At 69.2% G+C, this 24,040-nt stretch carries 18 protein-coding genes; 9 read left to right on the plus strand and 9 right to left on the minus strand.

What is annotated here, in order from left to right:
* Window positions 1-210: 210 nt before the first annotated feature.
* The 6 genes from kdpF to ID574_RS49545 are packed head-to-tail and all read left to right on the plus strand — an operon-like array spanning window position 211 to window position 8,144.
* The gene (gene kdpF, locus ID574_RS49520; RefSeq protein WP_188196048.1) at window positions 211-300 is read left to right on the plus strand and encodes a K(+)-transporting ATPase subunit F; all 90 of its coding nucleotides are present in this window, start codon (window positions 211-213) and stop codon (window positions 298-300) included.
* Window positions 300-1,949 (plus strand): potassium-transporting ATPase subunit KdpA, encoded by a 1,650-nt coding sequence (gene kdpA / locus ID574_RS49525; RefSeq protein ID WP_188196049.1) that lies wholly within the window; start codon window positions 300-302, stop codon window positions 1,947-1,949. Before kdpF ends, kdpA begins: the two co-directional genes overlap by 1 nt.
* 3 nt (window positions 1,950-1,952) lie before the next feature.
* On the plus strand, window positions 1,953-4,082 hold the full coding sequence (gene kdpB / locus ID574_RS49530; protein ID WP_188196050.1) for a potassium-transporting ATPase subunit KdpB: 2,130 nt from the start codon (window positions 1,953-1,955) through the stop codon (window positions 4,080-4,082).
* Window positions 4,083-4,937 (plus strand): potassium-transporting ATPase subunit C, encoded by an 855-nt coding sequence (locus ID574_RS49535; protein WP_188196051.1) that lies wholly within the window; start codon window positions 4,083-4,085, stop codon window positions 4,935-4,937.
* Between the two features lies 1 nt (window position 4,938).
* The gene (locus ID574_RS49540) at window positions 4,939-7,479 is read left to right on the plus strand and encodes a sensor histidine kinase (RefSeq protein WP_188196052.1); all 2,541 of its coding nucleotides are present in this window, start codon (window positions 4,939-4,941) and stop codon (window positions 7,477-7,479) included.
* The gene (locus ID574_RS49545; protein ID WP_188196053.1) at window positions 7,476-8,144 is read left to right on the plus strand and encodes a response regulator; all 669 of its coding nucleotides are present in this window, start codon (window positions 7,476-7,478) and stop codon (window positions 8,142-8,144) included. Before ID574_RS49540 ends, ID574_RS49545 begins: the two co-directional genes overlap by 4 nt.
* A gap of 139 nt (window positions 8,145-8,283) precedes the next feature.
* On the opposite strand, the gene ID574_RS49550 is transcribed toward ID574_RS49545, so the two are convergent.
* The 5 genes from ID574_RS49550 to ID574_RS49570 all read right to left on the minus strand — a co-directional run bounded on the left by ID574_RS49550 (window position 8,284) and on the right by ID574_RS49570 (window position 15,885).
* Complete coding sequence (locus tag ID574_RS49550; RefSeq protein WP_188196054.1) at window positions 8,284-9,003, minus strand: MerR family transcriptional regulator; 720 nt, start codon at window positions 9,001-9,003, stop codon at window positions 8,284-8,286.
* 42 nt (window positions 9,004-9,045) lie between these two features.
* Window positions 9,046-10,470, minus strand: a complete 1,425-nt coding sequence (locus ID574_RS49555) for a serine hydrolase domain-containing protein (protein WP_223167884.1) — start codon at window positions 10,468-10,470, stop codon at window positions 9,046-9,048.
* A gap of 103 nt (window positions 10,471-10,573) precedes the next feature.
* Window positions 10,574-12,502, minus strand: a complete 1,929-nt coding sequence (locus ID574_RS49560) for an APC family permease (protein ID WP_188196056.1) — start codon at window positions 12,500-12,502, stop codon at window positions 10,574-10,576.
* Window positions 12,503-12,865: 363 nt separating this feature from the next.
* Window positions 12,866-15,094 carry an MMPL family transporter gene (locus ID574_RS49565; RefSeq protein ID WP_223167885.1) on the minus strand — a complete coding sequence of 743 codons (2,229 nt, stop codon included), beginning with the start codon at window positions 15,092-15,094 and terminating at the stop codon, window positions 12,866-12,868.
* Window positions 15,095-15,111: 17 nt separating this feature from the next.
* Window positions 15,112-15,885 (minus strand): SDR family NAD(P)-dependent oxidoreductase, encoded by a 774-nt coding sequence (locus ID574_RS49570; RefSeq protein ID WP_188196057.1) that lies wholly within the window; start codon window positions 15,883-15,885, stop codon window positions 15,112-15,114.
* 87 nt (window positions 15,886-15,972) lie between these two features.
* Here ID574_RS49570 and ID574_RS49575 point away from each other — a divergent pair, with 87 nt between their 5' ends.
* A complete protein-coding gene (locus ID574_RS49575) occupies window positions 15,973-16,830 on the plus strand; it encodes a helix-turn-helix transcriptional regulator (protein ID WP_188196058.1) in 858 nt (285 codons plus the stop codon).
* Window positions 16,831-16,923: 93 nt separating this feature from the next.
* Here the strand turns inward: ID574_RS49575 and ID574_RS49580 are convergent, their stop codons facing one another.
* The gene (locus tag ID574_RS49580) at window positions 16,924-17,427 is read right to left on the minus strand and encodes a hypothetical protein (protein WP_188196059.1); all 504 of its coding nucleotides are present in this window, start codon (window positions 17,425-17,427) and stop codon (window positions 16,924-16,926) included.
* Window positions 17,424-18,062, minus strand: a complete 639-nt coding sequence (locus ID574_RS49585; protein WP_188196060.1) for a DUF6152 family protein — start codon at window positions 18,060-18,062, stop codon at window positions 17,424-17,426. Before ID574_RS49585 ends, ID574_RS49580 begins: the two co-directional genes overlap by 4 nt.
* 86 nt (window positions 18,063-18,148) lie before the next feature.
* On the opposite strand from ID574_RS49585, the gene ID574_RS49590 reads away from it, so the two are divergent.
* Together ID574_RS49590 and ID574_RS49595 are read left to right on the plus strand one after the other, a co-directional pair.
* A complete protein-coding gene (locus ID574_RS49590) occupies window positions 18,149-19,057 on the plus strand; it encodes a LysR family transcriptional regulator (protein ID WP_188196061.1) in 909 nt (302 codons plus the stop codon).
* A gap of 156 nt (window positions 19,058-19,213) precedes the next feature.
* On the plus strand, window positions 19,214-20,593 hold the full coding sequence (locus ID574_RS49595; protein ID WP_188196062.1) for an LVIVD repeat-containing protein: 1,380 nt from the start codon (window positions 19,214-19,216) through the stop codon (window positions 20,591-20,593).
* Window positions 20,594-20,628: 35 nt separating this feature from the next.
* Here the strand turns inward: ID574_RS49595 and ID574_RS49600 are convergent, their stop codons facing one another.
* Window positions 20,629-21,024 (minus strand): hypothetical protein, encoded by a 396-nt coding sequence (locus ID574_RS49600; protein WP_188196063.1) that lies wholly within the window; start codon window positions 21,022-21,024, stop codon window positions 20,629-20,631.
* Between the two features lie 83 nt (window positions 21,025-21,107).
* A complete protein-coding gene (locus tag ID574_RS49605; protein ID WP_188196064.1) occupies window positions 21,108-24,023 on the minus strand; it encodes an AfsR/SARP family transcriptional regulator in 2,916 nt (971 codons plus the stop codon).
* Between the last annotated feature and the right edge of the window lie 17 nt (window positions 24,024-24,040).

Consider the following 24,040-nt stretch of genomic DNA (forward strand, 5'->3'; position numbering starts at 1 on the left):
TCAATATTCAGGCTTCGGCCGTATGAATGCCGTCAAGAACGACCAAGGCTCCCAAAAGGCTGAGATTTGCTGGTTTTGAGCCGCCGGATAGGTGCGGCCGAAACAGGCATGTCCAGATCAAGGAGTGAGGATGACTGACGTCGTCTTCGTCGCCCTGACGATCGCGGTCTTCGTGGTTCTGGGGTGGGTCGTCAAGGCGGTGGAGCGGCTTTGAGCGCCGTCAATGCCGTCGGTCTCGTCGTGGTCGCCGGCCTGGTGGTCTTCATGGTGGCGGCGCTGCTGTTCCCGGAGCGGTTCTGATGGCCGGGGCCCTGTTCGTCGCGTCCCTGCTGCTGGCCCTGGCCATCAGTTACAAGCCGCTGGGCGACTACATGTTCCGGGTCTACACCGGCACCACGCATTCGCGGGTGGAGCGGGTGATCTACCGGCTGCTCGGTGTCGATCCGGACGGCGAGCAGCGCTGGGGCGTCTACGCACGTGGCGTGCTGGCGTTCTCGCTGGTCTCGGTCCTGTTCCTGTACGGCCTGCAGCGGCTGCAGAACCACCTGTTCCTGTCTCTGGGGATGAAGCCGGTGGAACCGGCACTGGCCTGGAACACCGCGGTCAGCTTCGTTACCAACACCAACTGGCAGGCCTACTCCGGCGAGTCCACGATGGGCCATCTGGTGCAGACCGCGGGCCTGGCGGTGCAGAACTTCGTCTCGGCCGCCGTCGGCATGGCCGTGGCGATCGCCCTGGTGCGCGGCTTCGCCCGCACCAAGACCGACACCCTCGGCAACTTCTGGGTGGACCTGGTCCGCGGCACCATCCGCATCCTGCTGCCGATCTCGCTCGTCGCGGCGCTGCTGCTGGTGGCCGGCGGCGCCATCCAGACCTTCGGCGACCACTTCACGTGGACGACGCTCGCGGGGGGCGAGCAGACGTTCACCCCGGCCGCCGCGGCCTCGCAGGAGGCCATCAAGGACCTGGGCACGAACGGCGGCGGCATCTTCAACGTCAACTCGGCCCACCCGTTCGAGAACCCCACCTCATGGACGAACTGGCTCGAGATCTTCCTCCTGCTGGTGATCGCCTTCAGCCTGCCGCGCACGTTCGGCCGGATGGTCGGTGACAACCGGCAGGGCTACGCGATCGTGAGCGTGATGGCGATCATCGCCCTGATCAGCCTCGGCGTCACCCAATGGGCGGAACTGTCCGCGGGCGGCACCGTGCCGCAGGCCATCGGGCAGGCGATGGAGGGCCGCGAGACGCGCTTCGGGGTGTCGAACTCAGGCATGTTCGCCTCCGCCACCACGCTCACGAGCACCGGGTCGGTGAACTCCTTCCACGACTCCTACACCGCGCTCGGCGGGGGTATGTTGATCTTCAACATGCTGCTCGGCGAGGTGGCCCCAGGCGGCGTCGGCTCGGGCCTGTACGGCATGCTGATCCTCGCGATGATCACGGTGTTCGTGGCGGGCCTGATGGTCGGCCGCACGCCCGAATACCTGGGCAAGAAGGTCGGCGCCCGCGAGATCAAGCTGGCCTCGCTGTACTTCCTGGTCACCCCGGTGCTGGTGCTGGTCGGCACAGCCGTGGCGATGGCGACCGAGACCGGCCGCGCGGCGATGTCGAACAGCGGTCCGCACGGCCTGTCGGAGATCCTGTACGCCTACACCAGCGCGTCCAACAACAACGGCTCCGCCTTCGCCGGCGTCAGTGTGAACACCCCCTTCCACAACACGACACTCGGGTTGTGCATGGCCTTCGGCCGTTTCCTGCCGATCGTTCTGGCCCTGGCCCTGGCCGGATCGCTGGCCCAGCAGGCACCGGTGCCCGCCTCCGTCGGCACGCTGCCCACGTATCGGCCGCAGTTCGTCGGCATGGTGGTCGGCGTGACGATCATCCTGGTCGCGCTCACGTTCCTGCCGGCGCTGGCGCTCGGACCGCTCGCAGAAGGACTTCTCTGACCCATGTCGATCCAAGTACTGGAGTCGCCGAGCCAGACGCCGGCGCCCAAGGACGAGAACGGCCGGGTGGGCGGCGGCCTGCTCGACCCCAAGCAGATGATCCGGTCGCTGCCGGACGCGCTGCGCAAGCTCAACCCCGCGACGCTGTGGCGCAACCCGGTGATGTTCATCGTCGAGGTCGGCGCCGCTTTCACCACGGTGCTGGCCGTCGCCGACCCGTCGTTCTTCGCCTGGGCGATCGTGGTGTGGCTGTGGCTGACGGTCGTGTTCGCGAACCTGGCCGAGGCGGTGGCCGAGGGGCGGGGAAAGGCGCAGGCGGCCACGTTGCGTGCGGCCAAGCGCGACACCACCGCCCGCCGGCTCAAGAGCCGCGACCAGCACACGCAGTGGGACGTGATCGGCGCGTCGGAGCTCCAGCAGGGCGACGTCGTGATCGTCGAGGCCGGGGAGATCATTCCCGGGGACGGCGAGGTGATCGAGGGCATCGCGAGCGTGGACGAGTCGGCCATCACCGGCGAGTCGGCGCCGGTGATCCGGGAGTCCGGCGGCGACCGCTCCGCGGTGACCGGCGGAACCAAGGTGCTGTCCGACAAGATCATCGTCCAGATCACGCAGAAGCCGGGCGAGAGCTTCATCGACCGCATGATCGCCCTGGTGGAGGGCGCCGATCGGCAGAAGACCCCCAACGAGATCGCGCTCAACATCCTGCTCGCGGCGCTGACGATCATCTTTCTGGTCGCCACGGCCACGATGCAGCCGCTGGCCATTTACTCCAAGTCCATCAACCCCGGTGTGGGCGACTCGCTGGCATTGACCGCCGACGGCGTGTCCGGCATCGTGCTGGTGTCGCTGATCGTCTGCCTGATCCCGACCACGATCGGCGCGCTGCTGTCGGCCATCGGCATCGCCGGCATGGACCGCCTGGTGCAGCGCAACGTCCTGGCGATGAGCGGCCGCGCGGTCGAGGCGGCCGGCGATGTGTCCACGTTGCTGCTGGACAAGACCGGCACCATCACGCTCGGCAACCGGCAGGCGTCCGAGTTCGTCCCGGTCGACGGGGTGAGCGAGCGGGAACTGGCCGAGGCCGCCCAATTGTCGAGCCTGGCCGACGAGACCCCCGAGGGCCGCTCGATCGTCGTCTATGCCAAGAAGGCCTACGGGTTGCGCGAGCGTCAGCCGGGCGAGCTGGCCCATGCCGAGTGGGTGGCTTTCACCGCTCAGACCCGCATGTCCGGGGTGAACCTGGACGGTCGCGAGGTCCGGAAGGGTGCGGCGACCGCGGTGATGAAGTGGGTGCGCGACCACGGCGGCCACCCCACCGACGAGGTCGGCCATATGGTGGACGGCATCTCGGGCTCCGGCGGCACCCCGCTGGTCGTGGCCGAGAAGGGTCGCGTGCTCGGCGTGATCCACCTCAAGGACGTGGTCAAGGCCGGCATGCGGGAGCGCTTCGACGAGATGCGCCGCATGGGCATCCGCACCGTCATGATCACTGGCGACAACCCGCTGACCGCCCGTGCGATCGCCGACGAGGCCGGGGTGGACGACTTCCTGGCCGAGGCCACGCCGGAGGACAAGCTAGCTCTGATCAAGAAGGAGCAGGAGGGCGGCCGGCTGGTCGCGATGACCGGCGACGGCACCAACGACGCTCCCGCGTTGGCCCAATCGGATGTCGGCGTGGCGATGAACACCGGCACGTCGGCGGCCAAGGAGGCCGGGAACATGGTGGACCTGGACTCCAACCCGACCAAGCTCATCGAGATCGTCGAGATCGGAAAGCAGCTGCTCATTACGCGGGGCGCGCTGACGACGTTCTCGATCGCGAACGACATCGCCAAGTATTTCGCGATCATCCCGGCGATGTTCGCGGCGGTCTATCCGGGCCTGGACGCGCTGAACCTCATGCGCCTGGCCAGCCCGCAGTCGGCCATCCTGTCCGCGGTCGTCTTCAACGCGCTGATCATCATCGCGCTGATCCCGCTCGCGCTCCGAGGTGTGCGCTACCGGCCTTCCAGCGCCTCCAAGTTGCTCTCGCGCAACCTGTACGTCTACGGCCTGGGCGGGATCGTCGTCCCCTTCGCCGGTATCAAGCTCATCGATCTGCTGATTCAGTTCCTTCCGGGGATGTCATAAATGGACCGCATGCCCAGCTGGGTCCGCCAGCACGTGGCCGCGCTTCGGGCGCTGCTCGTGCTCACGGTGGTCACCGGCGTCATCTATCCCCTGGTCGCCACCGGCGTGGCCCAGGCACTGCTCAACGACAAGGCCAACGGCTCGCTGATCGAGAAGGACGGCAAGGTCGTCGGCAGCGCGCTCATCGGCCAGTCCTTCACCGACGCGAACGGCAACCCGATGAGGAGATACTTCCAGTCCCGCCCGTCCGCGGCCGGCGACGGCTACGACCCGACGTCCACGGCGGCCGGCAACCTCGGTCCCGAGGACGTCATCGACACGCTGCCGGACCCGAACGGCGCCGACGAGGCGGCCAAGGAAGGCAAGCAGTCGCTGCTCACCCGGGTATGCGCCCGGTCCAAGGCGGTCGGGGAGCTCGAAGGGGTCAGCGGCGCCCGCCCGTACTGCGCTCCAGACGGGGTCGGCGCAGTGCTGAAGGTGTTCCCGGACCGGGCTGTCAGCGTCAACCAGGCATGCCCTGCCACCCCCTTCATGCCGACATATGAAGGACTCAAGGTGGAGTGCGCCAAGCCCGGCGAGGACTACGCAGCCGGCAGAACCGTCCCGATCCGGGGCAACGCGGGCACCCCCTCCGTACCGGCCGACGCGGTCACGGCCAGCGGCTCAGGCCTCGACCCCGACATCTCCGCCGCCTACGCCGAGCTCCAGGCGCCCCGCGTGGCCAGAGAGCGCGGCCTTGCGGTCGAGCAGGTGAGAGCGTTGATCGCCGAGCACACCACCGGCCGGGCGCTCGGCTTCATGGGCGAGCCTGCGGTCAACGTGCTCGAACTCAACCTCGCGCTCGACAGGGTCTGAGATGCGCGGGCGGCTACGGGTCTACCTCGGGGCGGCACCGGGGGTCGGCAAGACGTACGCGATGCTGGGCGAGGGCCGCCGCGGCGTGGAACGCGGCCGGGACGTGGTCGTGGCGTTCGTCGAGACCCACGGCCGCCCGCGCACCGCCGCCATGCTGGAGGGCATGGAGGTCATTCCCCGCAAGACCCTTGTCTACCGGGGAGCCACGTTCACCGAACTGAACGTGGACGCGGTCATCGCCCGCAAGCCCAAGGTGGCGCTGATCGACGAGCTCGCGCACACCAACGTGCCGGGCTCGAAGAACGACAAGCGCTGGCAGGACATCGACGAGATCCTGGACGCCGGGATCGACGTGATCTCCACGGTGAACATCCAGCACCTGGAGTCGGTCAACGACGTCGTCCACCAGATCACCGGCATCCCGCAGCGCGAAACCGTACCGGACGAGGTGGTGCGGCGGGCGAACCAGATCGAGCTGGTCGACATGTCCCCCGAGGCGTTGCGCCGCCGCCTGGCGCACGGCAACGTCTACGCCCCCGAGAAGATCGACGCGGCGCTGTCGAACTACTTCCGCGTCGGCAACCTCACCGCACTGCGCGAGCTGGCCCTGCTGTGGGTGGCGGGCAAGGTCGACGAACAGCTCGACCGCTACCGCGCCGAACACGGCATCGCCGGCACCTGGGAGGCCCGCGAACGCGTGGTGGTGGCGCTGACCGGCGGCCCGGAGGGCGACACGCTGGTACGCCGGGCCGCCCGCATCGCCGCCCGCACCAAAGGCGCCGACCTGCTGGCCGTGCACGTCACCCACTCCGACGGGCTGGCCGGCGCCGACCCGGCCAACCTGGCCCGCCAGCGCGCACTCGTGGAGAGCATGGGCGGCACCTACCACCAGGTCGTCGGCGACGACATCCCCCGCGCCCTGCTCGACTTCGCCCGCGGCGTCAACGCCACCCAGCTCGTCCTCGGCGCCTCGAGGCGGGGCCGCTTCGCCCAGATCCTCTCCCGCGGCGTAGGTGTGGAGACCACCGCCCTGTCCGGCCCCATCGACGTGCACCTGGTCACCCACGAAGAGGCCAAGAAGGGCCGCAGGCATCCGGACCGGTCCCGGGCCGCGTTGACCAGAAAGCGGCGGCTCGCCGGATGGGCCGTCGCCGTGACCGGCATGCCGCTGCTGACCGCCGCGCTCGTCCCGTTCCGCGATGTGCTCTCGCTGCCCAGCGAGATCCTGCTGTTCCTGTGCCTGGTCATCGGCGTCGCGCTGGTCGGCGGCACCTGGCCCGCGATCACGGCGGCGGTCGGCGGGTTCCTGCTGCTCAACTGGTTCTTCACCCCGCCCCTCTACACCTGGACCATCTCCGATCCGGAGAACTTCCTCGCCCTGATCGTGTTCGTCCTGGTGGCGACCGCGGTCAGCACGATCGTGGACCTCGGCGCCCGGCGCACCCGGGAAGCGGCCCGCGCCCGCGCGGACGCCGAGGTGCTGTCCACGCTGGCCGGGCACGTGCTGCGGGGCGAGGCCACCGCCCTGCCCTCCCTGCTTGGCCGTCTGCGCGAAACCTTCTCCCTGGACTCCGTCACCCTGCTCGAACGCCTCGGCGAGCCCACCCCCGACGACACCTCCGAACCCGCTGCCTGGCGCATCATCGCCACCTCCGGCTCCGCCCCCTGCACCGCCCCGGCTTCTGCCGACACCGACGTGACGATCAGCGACAAGCTCTTGCTGGCCGCCCGCGGGCGACTGCTCGACGCCAGCGACCGGCGCGTGCTGGAGGCCTTCGCCGCCGAGGCCGCCGTCGCGCTGCGCCAAGAACGCCTCCAGGCGGAGGCCGAACAGGCCAAACCCCTGGCCGAGGCCGACAAGATGCGCACCGCCCTGCTCGCCGCCGTCAGCCACGACCTGCGCACCCCGCTGTCGGCCGCCAAAGCCGCCGTCGAGAGCCTGCGCAGCCGCGACATCGACTGGACCCCCGAGGACCGCGACGAACTGCTGGCCACCGCCGACGAATCCCTGGACCGCCTGGACCGGCTCGTGGAGAACCTCCTCGACATGAGCCGCCTGCAGGCCGGCGTGCTCGGCCTCGCGCTCCAGCCCGTCGCCATGGACGAGATCGTGCCCCGCGCCATCGACGACCTCGGCCCGCTGCGCGACCGCATCGACGGCGACATCCCCCTCGACCTGCCCGAGATCACCGCCGACCCGGCGCTGCTGGAGCGCGTGCTGGTCAACCTGATGACCAATGCCGTCCGCCACAGCCCCACGCACGAGAAGGTGCTGATCAACGCCAGCCGGCACGGCAACCTGGTCGAGATCCGCATCATCGACCGCGGCCCCGGCATCCCACCCGAACACCACGAGCGCGTCTTCCAGCCGTTCCAGCGGCTCGGCGACCGCCCCAACGGCACCGGCGTCGGCCTCGGCCTGGCCCTGTCACGCGGCCTCACCGAGGCCATGGGCGGCACCCTCGAACCCGAGGAGACACCAGGGGGAGGTCTCACGATGATCGTCACGATGCCCGTCGACACCAAGGCGGCGACGCCATGACCAAGATCCTCGTCGTGGACGACGAGCCGCAACTGCTGCGCGCGCTGCGCATCAACCTGGTCGCCCGTCACTACGAGGTCGCCGTCGCCGCCGACGGCTCCTCGGCCCTGCGCCAGGCCGCCGAGTGGCACCCCGACCTGATGGTGCTCGACCTCGGCCTACCGGACATCGACGGCGTGGACGTCATCCACGGCCTGCGCGGCTGGACCGAGATCCCCGTCGTCGTGCTGTCCGGCCGCGCCGGGAACGCCGACAAGATCGACGCCCTGGACGCAGGCGCCGACGACTACGTGACGAAACCGTTCAGCATCGAGGAGTTCCTGGCCCGCATCCGAGCCGTCTCCCGGCGCGCCGCCATCCAGGAATCCGAGCTCGCGAACATCCGGATCGGCGACCACACGGTGGACCTGACCAGCAAGACCATCTCCGGAGGCTTGCGGCTCACGCCCACCGAATGGCACATCCTGGAAATCCTCGTCCGCAACCCCGGCAAGCTCATCCCCCAACGCCACCTGCTGAGCGAGGTGTGGGGCAGCAAACACGTGAAGGAAACCCACTACCTGCGCCAGTACATGGCCCAGCTACGCAAGAAACTCGAACGTGACCCCGCTCACCCGGCCCACCTGATCACTGAGCCGGGCATGGGCTACCGCTTCACCCCATGACGCCTGCCGTCCGGCTCCGCCCAGCGCAAGGATGGTTCCAGCCTGGAGGCCAGGCCAACGGACGGGCCTGGCCTACTTGGCACACGAACACCTGGGATGAACATCGTGCCGCCTTACCTGCCGGGCTACGGCATCGAGGCTAACCTTCCATGAGTTGGGCGAGGCGGTCCCAAGCTGGGGATGAGGCCCCGGGCAGGGATTGCTCCGCCAAGCGCGCGATGGCCGGGTTGTGGACGGGGCGGGTCTCGGACCGGCCCTGATGATTGGCGAACCAGTTCCGGGTACGGTCCGCGAGGACGGGCAGGCGGGGATCGTCCGGCGACCAGTCGTAGGCGGCGTCATATTCGAGGCAGAGCGCGCGGAACTCGGGATCGGTCATGAGCTCGCGTTTTTCGGCGATCCACAGGCAGGCGTCCTCGGGTGAGGCTGTTTGCATGATGATCCAGCCGTCGCGTTCCAGGTGTATCGCTCGCTCGCTGACGCCGAGTTCGCGCAAATCGTCGAGATAGTCGGCGACTTCGGGGGAAACGAAAAGCCGGTCGCCGCCGCACAGCTGGGCAAGTTGATCGCGGACTCGCCGCAGCTGCGCGATGCGGTCTTGGAGATTGTGGTCGATATCGGCGATGGCGGACGTGAGCGTGTCCGGGTCGGCGTCAAGAAGATCCTTGATGCGGGCCAGTGGCACGCCCGCATTGGCCAGGGTCCTGATCTTGACGAGGTCGACGGCGTCCTTGGCGGTGTAGCGCCGGTAGCCGGACGAGTCGCGGGCGGGCTCGGCGAGCAGGCCGCGCTCGTGATAGTGGCGGATGGCCTTGATGGTCACTCCGGCGTAGTCCGCGAGCCGGCCAATCGTGAGCATGCTGGACATCCTTCCACTCGGCGGTCAGTCCGTTCAGGACGGTCAGGCGCGTCGGGTCAGGCGGCCGCCGCCGTTGCGGAAGCGCGCTTGGCCGTCGCGGACGTCGTGGTAGGAGACGAGCAGCAGTCGCAGGTATCCGTCGAACGCCTCCAGCGGGTATCCGGCGGGCGCGAACAGGCCGGACCGGATCGGCACGTAGCGCTGCGGCGGGGCGGAGGTGGCACCGCCGGCGAACTCGGTGAAGATCCGCTCCTGCGACTCGTCCGCCGGTTCGTAGGTCGTCCGCTCCTCGAGCTGACCATCGACGATGCTGACGTCGATGCGGAGCTGATTGGAACGATAGGTGCCCACGTATGAGGTGAGGTCGACATCCTGCTCCACGTCGGTGACCAGAGTGGGGATCTGGACCCCGAGATGCTCGCTCAGAAGCCACTGCAGGATCTGGTCCTGCAGCATGATCGCCCCCGGGGTGTTGCCGAAGGCGGTGAAGACCAGGTCGTGTTCGGGCACGACGCACAGGATGGACACGCCGCCGGGCGACGCACCCGACATGGCCAGGACGGTCGTGTCGCCGAACGGGTACAGCACCCAGCCCAGGCCCATCGGCGGGACGTTCGGGGTCGCCATGTCGTACGAGACCTGCTGCATCAGCGCGGTCGACTCGGCCGACAGGACGCGTGCCCCAGAGGGGGACACACCCCCGGCCAGGTGGGTGCGTCCGAAGGCCAGCAGGTCGGCGATGGTGCCGATCGGCGTGCCACCGGCCGGCCCCCAGGTCTCGGGCAGCATGAACATGCCTGTGGGCTTGGCCGCCATGGTCTCGGGGTCCAGGAAGTGGCCGACAGCCGTGCTGCGCAGGATGGTCTGCTCGGCCGAGGTGCTGGAGTCCTTCATGCCGACGGGCGCGTAGATGTCGCGCGCGAGCAGCTCGGGGAAGGGCATGCCGGTCACCACTTCCAGCAGACGGCCGGCGACGATCATGCCGCCGTTGGAGTAACTGAGCTGCTCGCCGGGCTCGAACATGGTGCCGCAGCTGCTCGCGAGGCCGTCGACGTAGGTCTTCAGGGCGTCGCGGCCCTTGGCATCGGGGAAGAACAGGTCCGCATCGATGCCGTTGGTGTGCGAGATCAGGTGCCGGACCAGGATCTTGTCCGCCGCGCCCGGCGCGGTCAGGGCGAATTCGGGAAGGTACTTCACCACCGGCGTGCCGAGATCCAGCCGTCCACGGTCGACCTGCTGCAGGACCAGTGTGGTGGTCAGGACCTTGGTGACGGAGCCGAAGAGGAATGCGGTGTCTTCGAGCATCGGTGCGGCGGTGGTGACGTTCGCGGTGCCGTGGGCGACGACAGTCTGCTCGCCGGCGTGGTAGACGCCGGCGACGAACCCGGGGACGTTGCTGGATTCGCAGTAGGCGGCGACCTGCTCGCGGATCTGGGCTTCGACGGTGTGCAGTGCGTTGTTCTCCATGCGCACCATCGTCGAACCCTGCCCTTGGGGCAAGGTCAACCCCCGGAAGGAATCTCCTTGACGCTGCGGGGAAGGGCACGGAGCGGTCCGTGCTCACCTGCTGTCAGCCGACGTGGACGATGGGGCGGGCGTCGGGGTTGGGTTCGGCTTGGCGGAGGACTTCTCGGGTCAGGGGAGGGATGTCGCCACCGCCGAAGACCAGGTAGCGCAGCAGGGCGCCGATGGGGTTGCCTTCGGCGGCCCAGTGGAAGTAGACGTGCGGGGTCTTGCCGGTTTGGTCGCGCAGATACAGCAGCAGGGCTGCGATGGCGTTGGCGACAGTGGTGCTTTGCATGCGCAGGATGCGAAAGCCGTGACGTTCTTCGCCGGTGACGCGTAGTTCGCCGGCGAATTCGGAGGCGTCGGGGATGGTGACCTCCAAGAAGAGCAGGCCTTCGCTGGTGCGCAGGCGGTGCAGCGCCCAGGCTTCGCGGGCCTTGTCGATGTACTCCTTGGCGTCGCGGGTGTGGGGTTCGTTGGCGATGAGGTAGATCTCGCCGGCTTCGTTGATGAAGCGGCGGGCGTGGTTGTCCAGCGAGATGTGCGTGACGCGTAGTTCGGTGGAGCGGGTGGCGCGCGAGATGAGCGAGACCACCACGATGGCCACGACGAACAGCAAGGCGATCACGAGACCGTCGGGGCGTTCGATGATGTTGGCGACGGTGGCGTAGGAGAAGACCAGTGTGATGAGCCCGAAGACGAGGACGGCTTTGATCTGGCGGCGGGTCCAGGCCGACAGGGTGACCGCGATGGCGGCCGAGAGGATCAGAGCCAAGACACCGGTGGCGTAGGCGCCGCCCTGGGCGTCCACTTCGGCGTCGAAGATGAAGGTGATGAGAAAGGCGATGCCGGTGAAGACCAGCACCATGGGACGGATGGCGCGGGTCCAGTCCGGGGCCATGCCGTAGCGGGGCAGGTAGCGCGGCACGATGTTGAGCAGTCCGGCCAGGGCGGAGGCGCCGGCGAACCACAGGATGGCGATGGTGGACAAGTCGTAGGCTGTGCCGAACCAATCGCCCAGGTAGAGATGGGCGAGGTAGGCCAGGGCGCGGCCGTTGGCCGAGCCGCCCTCGGCGAACTCCTCCGGCGGGATGAGCACGGTGGTGGCGAAGCTAGAGGTGATCAAGAAAATACTCATGATCAGCGCAGCCGTGGTCAGCAGCTTGCGCGCGCCTTTGATCCGCTCGGTCAGCTGTCCCTTGATCAGCGGCATGACTGCCACGCCGGTTTCGAAGCCGGACAGGCCCAGGGCCAGTTTCGGCATCACGTACAGGGAGACGGCCACCATCGCGATCGGGCTGGAGTAGTCGACGGCGAGGGCGTTCTGCCAGCCTTCCACCCGCTCCGGGTTGGCCAGCACACGGTGCACAGCGGTGGCTACCACGACCACGTTGAGCGAGAGGTAGATCGCGACCAGGACGACCGCGATGGAGATGGCTTCGCTGAAGCCGACGAGAAACACCCCGCCCAGCGCGGCGATCAGCACCAGGGTGACCGGCACCTGCCAGCCCGCCAACGCGTGCGGTACGAAGGGATTGTGCAGGATGTGCGCGGTGGCGTCGGCGGCAGACAGCGTGATGGTGACGATGAAGGCGGTGGCCACGAATCCGAGCAGGAACAGCACCAGCAGCTTGCCGCGCCAGCCGGGCAACAACCGCTCCAGCATCGACAGCGATCCCAGTCCGTTCGGGCTCTGCGCGGCCACTGCCCGGTAAGTCGGTAACGCACCGAACAATGTCAGCGCGACCAGCAGCAGCGTGGCCACAGGGCTGAGCGCGCCGGCCGCCAGGGCGGCGATGCCGGGCTGGTAGCCGAGGGTGGAGAAGTAGTCCACGCCCGTCAGGCACATCACCTGCCACCACGAATGATGATGGCCGGGAGTCTCTTCTTGATGGGGTTGGCTCACGAGGCCTTCAGGGCGTTGCAAGCCCTTCAACAGCCACCGTCGCAAGGGCGTCCCCGCCGCAGCCGCACGCGAGTGGCCGTCGGCCACTTGGCACCTCCGTCAAGAAAACATCAAGACGAGTGCACCCTAGTGACGCCGACGGCCACGCTGGCGCGATCATGGCGTCAAGAAAACGTCAATATTTGGCGGAGAGGTCGGCCGAACCATGCACCCTGAGCACTTCGGTATGCCCTCATCCCCGGGCAACGAACGCCATCGCCTAGAGAAACGCCTCTCGGTCAGATCAGCCGTGTCCGGCCTGGTCAACCGCCAGATTCGCGCCTCCGGGACGAGTGGCCTGGCCGCTGTTCTGCCTGGGCCACGGTTGGCTCCTGCCGCTCCGCCGTGGCGTTTCGCGCCCCGCCGTTTCTCGGTGCGTTCGCAGCCGTGGCGCGCCGCCACGGCCCGCACTCAGAACGGTCCGCTCGTGGCCTCGGTCCGCGGGACGGGCCACGGCTCGTCGGAGGCATCCGCGCGGTTGCTCGACGGCCGCGACCGGGACGGCCACCAGTTCGCCCCGCCGAGCAACTGCATCGCGGCGGGCACGACGATCGAGCGGACCAGGGTGGCGTCGATCACCACGGCGAGCGTGAGCCCGACACCGATGGTTATCAGGAACAGCGAGGTCGCGGTGAAGCCCATCGTGGCGAGGACGATGACCATCAGCAGCCCGGCCCTGGTGATGAGGGAACCGGTGCTGCGCAGGCCCGTGATGATCGCACGCCGGTTGTCGCCGGTGGCGATGTACTCCTCGTGGACGCGGCTCACCAGGAACATCTCGTAGTCGGTCACCAGGCCGAAGGCGATCGTGATGACGAGCCCCAGTGCCCATACGTCGGTGGTGCCCACCACATAGAAGTCCATCAGGCCGGCCAGGCCGCCTTCCTGGAATCCCCAGACGATGATGCCGCAGGTGGCCGCCAGCGAGAGAAAAGCGACGGCGACGGCCTTGATCGGTACGAGCACGGACCGGAACGCGAGGAAGAGCAGGACCAGGGTCGACAGGCCGATGAAGGCCAGCGCCCACGGCAGCGCCCTCGTCGTCGCGTCGCTGTTGTCGAGGCTGACCGCCGGTCCACCGGGACCGCCGACGAGGATCTCGGTGGCGCCGGGCGGGGGTTCGAGCGCCCTGATGTCCCGCACCAGTTCCAGGTTTTGCGAGTCGTCCGCCTCACCCTGGAAAGTGACGGTCGCCCAGGTCAGCTCAGCGTCGGCGAGGTGGACGCCGGCCGTCCCCGCGCCGTCGAGGTCCGCAACGGACCGCAGGTAGTCGTCGAGGGCGGACCGCTCCACGGGGCCGGCGATGGCGATGTCCATCCGCGCGCCGGCAGGACCGTCCTTGGGAAAGTCCTTCGCCAGCCTCGTGGGGACCACCTGGCCCTCGTTGTCGGCCGGCAGGTAGCGGTGATTGGTGATGCCCTGCTGCAGCGAAAGCAGCGGGGCGGCGGCGACCAGCAGCGCCAGCAGCCCACCGGTCAACCATGGTAGCGGCCGACGGGTGACGGACGTGGCCAGCCACTTCCACGCGCGGTCCTCCCGGGTGACGGCCCTGGATCGGCGGCGTGGCCAGGGGAGTCTCAGCGCGTTGATCCGGGGGCCGAGCACGGCCAGCACGGCGGGCAGCACGACGAGCGCGGCCACGAGGTCGAAGAGGACGACCGCGATGCCGCCGAAGCCGAACGACTGGGAGATCGGCTGCGGGAAGAACAGCAGCCCGCACAGTCCGACCACGACGGTCAGACCGGAAAAGGCGACCGTGTGCCCGGCCGTGTTCATCGTCGCCACCAGCGACTGCCTCACGTCGCCGGCTCTGCGCGCGAGTTCCTCGCGGAACCGGCTGACCATGAAGAGCCCGTAGTCGATGGCAAGACCGAGACCGAGCAGCGTGGAGATCTCCATGGCGAAGATCGAGATGTCCGTGACGTAGGTCAGGGCGCGCAGCATCACCAGTGAGCCGAGGATGGCCACGATCCCCAGGGCGAGGGGGATGGCGGCGGCCACCACGCCCCGGAAGATGACCAGCAGCAGGATCAGCAGGATCGGCAGCGAGATCATGTTGGCGGTGGCCAGGTTCTCGGTGGCGAGCCGCTGGAGGTGGAACACGCTGGTGGAGCCGCCGGCGATGTGGGTCTCGAGGCCCTGAGCGCGTACCTGTTGCTCGATCTCGCCGTATGACTCAAGGCGCTCTTGGTTGTCCGCGCCGCGCAGAATGATGGTCGCCAACGTGGCGTGGCCGTCCTTCGAGACGTACCCTGCGCGCTGTTCCGCGGTGAGCCCGGGGCTCCAGTAGCTGGTCCAGGAGGCGACCTCGGTCTGCGGCAGGCTGCTGAGTGCCGCCGTCACCGCATTCTCGAAGGCCGGGTCGTCCACCGACAGCTTGCCGGTGGGGTCGCTGTAGATCGCCACCGCGTCCGCCTGCGCCGGCCGGTGCCCGAAATGGCCCTCCAGGAGCTCATTGGCCCGGTACGACTCCGCATGGGGAGACTCCAACCCACCGGTGTCCAAGGCGCCGAAGACCCCGCTGCCCCAGAGGCCGGCGAGCAGCACGAACAGGCTGGCCGCGATCAGCAACGCGCGCCTGCGCACATAGGTGAAATGTCCCAGCCACGAGAACATGCGATGCCTTCCGAGTGATCTCACACTGGCCCTTCTCCAGCTCAATTCAGGCCGCCGTCCACTCGCAGCACTGCCCCGGTCACGTAGGAGGAGCGGTCGCTGAGCAGCCAGGCGGCGGCCTCGGCGACCTCCTCGGGCTCGGCCGCGCGCCGCAGCGAGGTCCGCGCGTTGAGCTGCTCGACGATCCCCGGCGAGGCGGCCTCCCAACCGTGGATCATCTCGGTCAGTGTGGTACCGGGGGCGACCCCGTTGACCCGAATGCCCTCCGGGCCGTAGGTGGCGGCGGCCGACTCGGTGAGACTGTTGAGCGCCCGCTTCATCGCGCCGTAGGCGGGCAGCAAGGGGTTCGGCCCCCAACTGCCGACGGTGGAGGTGTTGACGATCGCCCCGGTCCCGGCGGTGGCCCGGATCGCGGCCACTTCGGCGGACATGGCGACCCACTGTCCCTTGAAGTTCACGCTGTACATCAGGTCGAAGTCGGCCTCCGGCATCCGGTCCATCGGTGCCGGCGGCACCGCCGTCGCGCCGTTGTTGAAGGCGACGTCGAGTCTGCCGTACAGCTCTACGGCCCGGTCCACTGCGGCGCGGACGCTGCCCGGGTCGGCCAGGTCGCACACGACGTGATCGGCGGTGCCGCCCGCCGCGCGGATCTCCTCGGTCACCGCCTTGAGCTGGTCCTCGGTTCGGGCGGCGAGCAGCACCGTGGCGCCCTCTCGGGCGAACAGCCGCGCCGCGGCGGCGCCGATGCCGCGCCCGGCTCCGGTGATGAAGGCGACCTTGCCGGCCAGCAGGCCCGTGTTCGTGTCATCAGTCATGGCATCGAGCCTGGTCCCGGGCATGGAGCTCAGCCAGGCACCGGTTGTACCTGGCTGAGCACGGCGTCGACCACACATAGTGGAAGCGTGGACAAACAGGAACTGGCCGCCTTCCTGCGCAGCAGGCGGGAGCGGATTTCTGCCGCCGACGTGGGCCTCCCGGCCGGGCGGCGGCGCCGCACTCCCGGGCTGCGCCGCGAGGAGGTGGCCCAGCTCGCGTACATCTCGCCCGAGTACTACACCCGCCTCGAACAGGCCCGCGCCCCGCGCCCGTCCCGCGAGGTGCTGGCCGGGCTGACCCGGGCGCTGCGCCTGTCGGACGCCGAGCGAGACCACCTGCACCACTTGGCCGGCGCCCCGCCGAGCTCGCCGCCCGGCCCATGCCGCGAGGTGCACCGCAGCATTCTTGACCTGCTGGAACGGCTGCCGCAGGCTGCCGCGACCGTGCTGTCCGCCACCTACGAGGTGATCGCCTGGAACGACCTGGCGGCCGCTTTGATGGCGGACTTCTCCGCGCTCCCCCGGCGTGACCGCAACCTCATCCGGTATGCCTTCCTCGGGCCGCACCCGGATGGGTCCCGGCTGCCCGTCCTGGCGGAGGCGGACCGGGCCGTGTTCGCCCATGAGGCGGCCCGGCGGCTGCGCGCCGCCGCTGCGCGCTACCCCGGCGCCTCCGAAGTGGAGGAACTGGTGGCCGAACTCCTGGCCGGTAGCGCGGAGTTCGGCCGGCTGTGGGCCTCCCACGACGTGTCCCCCGGGCCGAGCCTGCGCAAGACCCTGCACCACCGGCTGGTAGGCCCGATCACTCTGAACTGCAACGTGTTGGACATCTCCGACCGGGACCAGCACGTGGTGATTTACACGGCCGACCCCGGCTCTCCTGCCGAGGAGGCGCTGCGGCTGATTTCGGTGATCGGCATCCAGCGTATGAACGTGCCAGGCTGAACCGGTCACGCCGGGACGGCCGCACCGCCCGCCGGCGCCGGTCCGGCCGGCGCACCGATCTCGGTGACGCCGAGGGAGTCCCGGTAAAGACGGTCAGGTGTAGGCGATCAGCCGCCCGCAGGCGACCACCCCTGCCCACGTGACGAGTGAGACGGCACCCGCAGCCCTGGCCGCCGCCGGTGCGCGGCGGCGGCCGTCCCACGCGCCCACGCGGCGATAAACGCCGAGGTGGAACACCGCGACGTTCAGCCCGGCCACCACGAGCAGGATCAATTTGACCGGCGCGGCACCGGTGTCCGCGATCTCCCTGGCACCCGACGTGAACATCGCCGTCCCGGACACCGCCGCGGCGGCGAACCCGGCGCGGGCCACCGGCAGCAGCCACCGCGCCGCCGTCTGCACCGAGATCGCGTCCCGTCCCGCGCCGAGCAGCCGCAGGTCGAACAGCGCGGCAGGGCCGACCAACAGCGCCAGCCCCAGCAGGTGCACGATCTCCAAGGAGGAGTACACCCACGGGGTCACCCGGACGAACTCCGCGACGCACGTTCCCTCCAGCCACATGAGCACGTCCATCTCGCCGAGGGCGAGCGGTCTCATACGCCGTTGCCGCCCTTCCTCCTGATCCCCACAACCACCACCCCGGTACCGGCGGCCACGAGGACACCCGCGACGAGCCAGGGCAATGGCCCGGCACCGCCGCCGATGTCCGAGCCGGTTGCCACGGCGCCGCTGCCGTGGTCGCCGGCCGTGGGTCCGGTCTCGGAGCCGGGAGAAGTCGGGAGAGCGCCTTCCGGCAGAGGCACCGAGCGCTGCCTGATCGCCCGCCCGTCCTGCCTGATCAGGAGCTCCGGCCGGAACTCCTCCGCATGCTCGCGATGGATGTACCCCACTGCCTCGAGCCGCTCGCCCTGGTTCACCCGGTCCGGCATGCCCCAGGCCGTCAGCCGTTCCACCGGGGCGAGGATCAGTACCACCTCGTCGTCCTGGCCGTCGTACGCCTGGGTGCGCCGCAGCACGTCCCGTCCTCCGAGCTCCTCCAACTCGGCCGGAATGGAGCGTTCGGCCAACCCGGACGGCAGTCGCACCGGAGCCGTCACCCGCAGCCGGATCTCCGGGTGCGGGTTGCCCCACCGGACCTCCGTCACCGTCCCCGACACGTACAGAGGCCGCTCCGTCCTGAAGTCCTCCCAACCATGGTGAAGCGCACCTAGGAGAGCAAGCCCGACAATCATCGACTTCATCATGAGGCCACCCTCGCCGCCCGAGCCGATTACAGGGCATACAGAGCGATACGAGGGTCCATTAATATCGAAGGCATATGAATCTGCAGCAGCTGCGCTACGCGGTCGCGCTCGCCGAGGAGCTCAACTTCGGCCGGGCGGCGCTCCGCGAGGGCGTGCGGCAGCCGCCGTTCAGCCAGCAGATCGGCAAGCTGGAGGAGGAGCTGGGGGTGCGCCTGTTCGAGCGCACGACCAGGCAGGTACGCCTCACCCCCGCGGGAGAGGCCTTCGTGGCCGAGGCCCGCATGAGCCTGGCCCACGCCGCCCTCGCCGCCGAATCGGCCCGCCGGGCGGGCAGAGGAGAGGCGGGGCGGCTGGTGATCGGGTTCGTCGGGTCGGCCACGAACATCACGCTGCCAAGAGTGCTGCGTCGCTTCCGCGCCCGCTATCCGGGCGTCCAGATCGAGCTGCGCGAGCTGCCAACCGCGCAACAGGCCGAGGAGCTGCGGCAGGGGCTGCTCGACGTGGGCCTCCTGCACGCTCCGCTCGCCGGTCCCGCCGCCGAGGTTCTGACCACCCGCACCGTGGCCCGCGAACTGCTCCTCGCCGCCCTGCCGGCCGACCACCCGCTTGCCACGCGCGGGACGCTCCCGGCCGCCGCCCTGGCCAGGGAGCCGTTCGTCATGTTCCCGAGGCGGTATGGACCCGCTCTGTACGACCGGATCACCTCCGTCGCCCTGGCGGCGGGGTTCGAGCCGGTGATCGTGCAGGAGGCGGTGCAGATGCAGACCATCGTGGGGTTGGTGGCGGCGGGGATAGGCGTGTCCATCGTGCCCGAGTCGGTGGCCCGGCTGCGGCGCGGCGACGTGGTCTTCCGCCCGCTTTCACCGCCGACCCGGGTCGTCACGCTGGACGTGACCTGGCGTACAGGCGACCCCAACCCGCTGGTACACAACTTCCGCGCCCTTTTCCCGGCACCGCGTCAGCCGCGACAGGCCCGGGCGTAGCCGGACTCCCCCACCGCGTTCGACCTGCTCATCGAGCTCGGGCCGGGCGCGCGGTCGGCGGATCGTGTACGGCCGGCATAAAGACGATCTTTCGTGTGTCTTTACGGATGGTCCGCTTGGCTGGTCGTGTTTTTGATCACTGACGTGAGGAGAGATGTGGAAGCCCAGAGACCAGAGACCGGGGTGTCACGGCGGCAGGCCTTGCGCGCGTCGCTCACGGCGGCCTCCGCCCTGGCGGCGACCCAGGCAGGCGTCACACCGGCCCAGGCGGATGCGGTGACCGCCGGTCCGAGAGGTCAGTACGCCCGCGACGTGGAGGTCGTCGGCTACACCGATATGGACCACCGGCCGGCCTTCAAGCTCGCCATCCGCCAGGTGAACGGCAGGTGGTACCTCTACACCGGCCACTTCTGGCACTCCGGCTGGAGCGTCGTGGACGTCACCGATCCGCGGCGGCCCGAGGTGGTGGCGTTCGTGCCGGGGCCCGAGGACACCTGGACGCTGCAGGTCGATCTGCACGGCGACATCATGGTGACCGCGCTGGAACAGATCTTCCCGAACTTCGGCGGCGACCCGGACGCCCCCTTCGAGGAGGGCATCTACATCTGGGACATCAAAGACCCGGTGCGCCCGCGCAGGCTCGGCCACTACTCGACCGGCGGGACCGGCACCCACCGCAACCTCTACCCGGGTGGCCGCTACGTGCACGTGGCGGCGGGCGTGAAGGGCTTCCGCGGCAACATCTACACCATCGTCGACATCGAGAATCCCACCCGGCCCAGGGAGGTGGGCCGCTGGTGGGTGCCCGGCCAACGCGACGGCGAGGAGAGCACGCCTCCGCGGGAGCGGCCGCACACGCACGGCTTCTGCTGTGCGAACGGCGCGGATGTGTCCCTGCACGGCCCTCCGTATGCCGTCGGCGACCTCGCCTACCTGCCCTACGGCGCGGCCGGGCTGGTCGTGCTGGACATCTCGGACGTGAGCGCGCCCAAGCCGGTCGGCGGGCTGAGCTTCAGCCCGCCCTTCCACTCCCGCTTCGGGGTGCACGGCGTGTTGCCGATCCCGGACCGCAAGATCGCCTTTGCCAACTCAGAGGACGTGTCCTACGGCAAGGGCGCCGCGCCGCACGCCTCGATCGTGGACATCTCGGATCCGGCCAATCCGTGGTTGTTGTCGCTGCTGCCGACGCCCGAACCGCCGCCCGGGGCGCTGTATCCGGACTTCTCCGGCAGGGGCGGATGGAGCGGCCCGCACAACATCAACCACCATCAGCACCACCCCGACGTGCAGCGACAGGGCAACCTGTTCTACGTCGCCCACTTCAACGCCGGGCTGCGCATCTACGACGTGTCCAACACCCGGTTGCCACGCGAGGTCGGCTACTTCGTGCCGCCCGACCCCACTCGCAGATACGGGCCGATGCCGGAGGGCAGGCTCGTGGCTCAGACGGAGGACGTGGTCGTGGACCGGCGCGGCTACATCTACATCTCGGACAAGAACCAGGGGATCTACGTCCTGCGCTACACCGGCGACTGACGGCGTTGCACATCGCGGCCTGCCGGAGCCGGCGGTCAGCAGCCCTTGGTGATCTCGGTCAACGTGCCGGCCGCCCCGATGTGGAACTTCTTCCGGCCCTTGGTCCCGCCGTTGGTGACCATGCACTCCGTGTAGTTGCCACCGACGGAGTTCTTGATGTGCAGCTTCGCCGACACCCGGTGGGAGCAATGGTTGTTGAAGTACACCGTGACCGTCGTGATCCCATCGCCCCAGGAGAAGTTGGTCCTGGCGCCTCTGGGGGTTGTGCACTTGATGCTGGCCTTGTGCTTGATGCCGGCCTGCTGTGTCGACCGCGTCACCTGCGCCGATGTCGCGACGGGTACCACCGCTTGGGCGGTCCCGCCGGGGAGCGTCGTGAGCGCGCCCGCAGTCACCGCTGCCGCCACCAGAATTCGTACATTCCTCGTCATCGCTCTTTCTTCCTTCTTCGGTGCCTTGTGCGCGAGACATGCTCGCAAGCGGTGCTGAAACGGCGCTGAAGTGGCGTTGAAACTCAGTGGTGTCGCTCGATCACATGGGGGGTCTCCGGCACGTCGCTGGTTTCCAGGGCGTGCCTCTCCTCCGCGGTGATGAGGCCGAGGCCGTGCATGATCGCGGTCGAGCGTCGCCAGGCCTGGCGCGCATTCGTGGTCCGGCCGGCGTCCTGGAAAGCGCGGCCCAGCCCCCACAGGATGTCGGCCTCCCGGAACTCACCGATGTAGCCGGCCTTACGATGGACGTCCAGCGCCTCCTGGTAGCAGGCCACGGCCTGGCCTGGGTTTCCCGCCAGCCGATGCGCCTCGCCGAGGTACGCGATGGCGCTGGCCAGATAGTCCAGGACGACGGCCTCCCTGAAGGCGGCGATCGAGCGGGTGTGCGCGGCGATGGCATCGTCGAAGCGCCCTGCCCGCTGATAGGTCAGGCCCAGATGGGTGAGCATCGCCCCTTCGGCCAGCCGGTCGTTCGACTCGCTGATCCGGGCCAGGCCGCGCAGGTGATAGGGGATGGCCTCGTCGTAGCGGCCCGCGCTTCTGTAGGCGACCCCGATGTGATCGAGCAGCGCCGCCTCGCGGCTGGCGTTTCCGGCCTGGGCGAAAGCGGTCCGGGAGCGATGCAGGTGGCGGATGGCGTCGTCCGGGTTCCCCGCGTAGACATGGGCCCAGCCGAGATCGCCGTGTGCGACGGCCAGGTACAGCGTGTCGTTCGTGTGCTCGGCGGCCGACAACGCGAGTTCGCCGAGGCGGAGTTGCTTGGACCACAAGCCTCGCTCGTGCAGCGAGACGGAGAAGCTCGCGGCCAGGGCGACGGCCAGGCCGGCGGCGGGGGTGCGCGTCGTCTGCCCCACGACCGCCAGGATGTTGTCCGCCTCGGTGGCGATCCACGTCTGCAGGTCGTCCTTCGTCACCAATGTCGATCCCTGGCACATCACCTGGAGCGGCCCGATCTCCAGTCGCCACGCGGCGCTGCCGTTGAGCCTCCGGATCACCGTGCGGGCGGTGGCCAGGTAATGATGCAGAAGCCGTTGTACGGCCAGCCGCCGCGCCGGCTCGTCCTCCTCTTCCTCAGCACGTTCGCGGGCGAACAGCCGCAGCAGGTCATGGAGCCGGTAGCGGTCCGGGGCGTAGTTGTCCACCAGTTGGGCGTCGACCAGGTGATCGAGCAGGTCCTGCGCTTGTTCGTCGGGGAGGCCGGCCAGCGCGGCGGCGGCAGAAAGGCTGATGTCGGGCCCGTCGAGCAGGCCCAGCAGCCGGAACATGCCCGCCGCGGCCCGGCCATGTGCGTCGGCGCCCAGATGCCGGTAGCCGGCCTGGAAGGCCGCGCGGATCGTCCGGTCGTCGGCGCGTAGTTCGTCCAGCCGCCGACCGTTCGCCAGGCGCTTGGCCAGTGCCGCGAGCGACCAGGCCGGTCGACCGTCCAACCGCGCCGCCGCCAGGCACAAGGCCAGAGGCAAGCCGCCGCACAGCCGTACAACCTCGACCGCCGCATCGGGCTCCGCCGCGATTGTCTTGTCTCCCACCTTGGCACTCAGCAGGTCGAGGGACTCCTCGTCCGACAGCACGTCCAACGCGATCTGTATGGCGCCCTCGAAGGAGGTGAGCCTGCGGCGGCTGGTGATCAGCACCGCGCACCCGGCGCTACCGGGGAGCAGCGGCCGCACCTGCGCGGCGTCGCGCGCGTTGTCCAGGACGATGAGCACCCGCTTGCCGTGGGTCAGCGACCGGAAGCGACCTGCGGCCTCTTCCAGATCCTGCGGTATGGCCGAGTCCGCCATGCCGAAGGAGCGAAGCAACCGGCGCACGGCCTCCATCGGTTCGACGGGGTCGGCGTGCGGCGTGTCACCGTGCAGGTTGATGTACAGCTGACCATCGGGATAGTCGCCCGCGACGGCATGGGCGATCTGGATGGCCAGCGACGATTTCCCGACCCCGCCGATCCCGCTGATCTGGCAGATCCGCACCCCGCCGGAGCCGCCACCGCGCAAGACGCCGCACGTGCGGGCCACCTCATCCGATCGGCCGGTGAACGTGGTCGCCCGGGCGGGCAACTCCGCGGGTGCCGGCGGCGCGTACTCGGCCTCGTCCTGCGGGTCTCCGTAGTGATCGGAAACAGTGACGAGCCCGTCGACCGGCGCCGCACCGCCGTCCGCTCCGGCCGGAGAGTCCTCCTCCAGGATGCGTTGATGCAACTGCTGCAGCTCGATCCCGGGATCGATGCCCAGTTCCTCGACCAGTCGCTGCCGCAGGTCACGGTAGGCCTCCAGCGCCGCCGCCCGCCTGCCGTCCTGATGCAGCGCCACCATCAGCAAGTGGACCAGCCGCTCCCGCAGCGGATGCTCGCTGATGAGCAGGGGCAGTTCGACGAGCGATTCTCGATGACGGCCCAGCCGTAGGTCGATCGCGATGCGCTTCTCGACGGCGCTCAGCCGCTCTTCCTCCAGCGTGACGCCGTACGTGTCAGGCAGCCAGTCGCCCGCCACGTCCGCGAGCGGCGGCCCGTGCCACAACCGCAGCGCCTGCCGTAACAGGTCGCTCGCCCGGGCGGGAGCGCTCGCGGACGCCTGCGCGACGAGCTCGCGAAAGCGCAGCAGGTCCACCCGCTCCGGGTCCAGGGCGAGCCGGTATCCCGGCGGCGATGTGGACAGCTCGACGTCGGGCGTCCGGGCGAGCACCCGCCGCAGCCTGGACACGTATCCCTGGACCGCGTTGCGCGCCGAGGCCGGAGGCTCCTGCTCCCACACAGCCGTCATCAGCCGATCGACCGGAACCGTCCGGCCCGCATTGAGCACCAGCATCGCGAGCACCGAACGCTGCTGCGCAGTGGAAGGGCCGAGGAGCCTGTCACCTGCCCAGATCCCGACGGGGCCGAGCAGGCGGAACTCCACATCTTCCGGATGGTGCGCCTCCGAGAGCCTGCTTCCCGACCCCGTCATGACTCCGTGCCGTGCGG

Source organism: Nonomuraea sp. SYSU D8015, from assembly GCF_008065375.1.
Lineage (GTDB): Bacteria > Actinomycetota > Actinomycetes > Streptosporangiales > Streptosporangiaceae > Nonomuraea.

Coding starts and splice junctions, on each gene's coding strand:
- ID574_RS49600 (WP_188196063.1), bottom strand. CDS start 21,024: ATGACGAGGAATGTACGAATTCTGGTGGCGGCAGCGGTGACTGCGGGC.
- kdpB (WP_188196050.1), top strand. CDS start 1,953: ATGTCGATCCAAGTACTGGAGTCGCCGAGCCAGACGCCGGCGCCCAAG.
- ID574_RS49545 (WP_188196053.1), top strand. CDS start 7,476: ATGACCAAGATCCTCGTCGTGGACGACGAGCCGCAACTGCTGCGCGCG.
- ID574_RS49585 (WP_188196060.1), bottom strand. CDS start 18,062: ATGATTGTCGGGCTTGCTCTCCTAGGTGCGCTTCACCATGGTTGGGAG.
- ID574_RS49570 (WP_188196057.1), bottom strand. CDS start 15,885: ATGACTGATGACACGAACACGGGCCTGCTGGCCGGCAAGGTCGCCTTC.
- ID574_RS49555 (WP_223167884.1), bottom strand. CDS start 10,470: ATGGAGAACAACGCACTGCACACCGTCGAAGCCCAGATCCGCGAGCAG.
- ID574_RS49605 (WP_188196064.1), bottom strand. CDS start 24,023: ATGACGGGGTCGGGAAGCAGGCTCTCGGAGGCGCACCATCCGGAAGAT.
- ID574_RS49580 (WP_188196059.1), bottom strand. CDS start 17,427: ATGAGACCGCTCGCCCTCGGCGAGATGGACGTGCTCATGTGGCTGGAG.
- kdpA (WP_188196049.1), top strand. CDS start 300: ATGGCCGGGGCCCTGTTCGTCGCGTCCCTGCTGCTGGCCCTGGCCATC.
- ID574_RS49535 (WP_188196051.1), top strand. CDS start 4,083: ATGGACCGCATGCCCAGCTGGGTCCGCCAGCACGTGGCCGCGCTTCGG.
- ID574_RS49550 (WP_188196054.1), bottom strand. CDS start 9,003: ATGCTCACGATTGGCCGGCTCGCGGACTACGCCGGAGTGACCATCAAG.
- ID574_RS49590 (WP_188196061.1), top strand. CDS start 18,149: ATGAATCTGCAGCAGCTGCGCTACGCGGTCGCGCTCGCCGAGGAGCTC.
- ID574_RS49540 (WP_188196052.1), top strand. CDS start 4,939: ATGCGCGGGCGGCTACGGGTCTACCTCGGGGCGGCACCGGGGGTCGGC.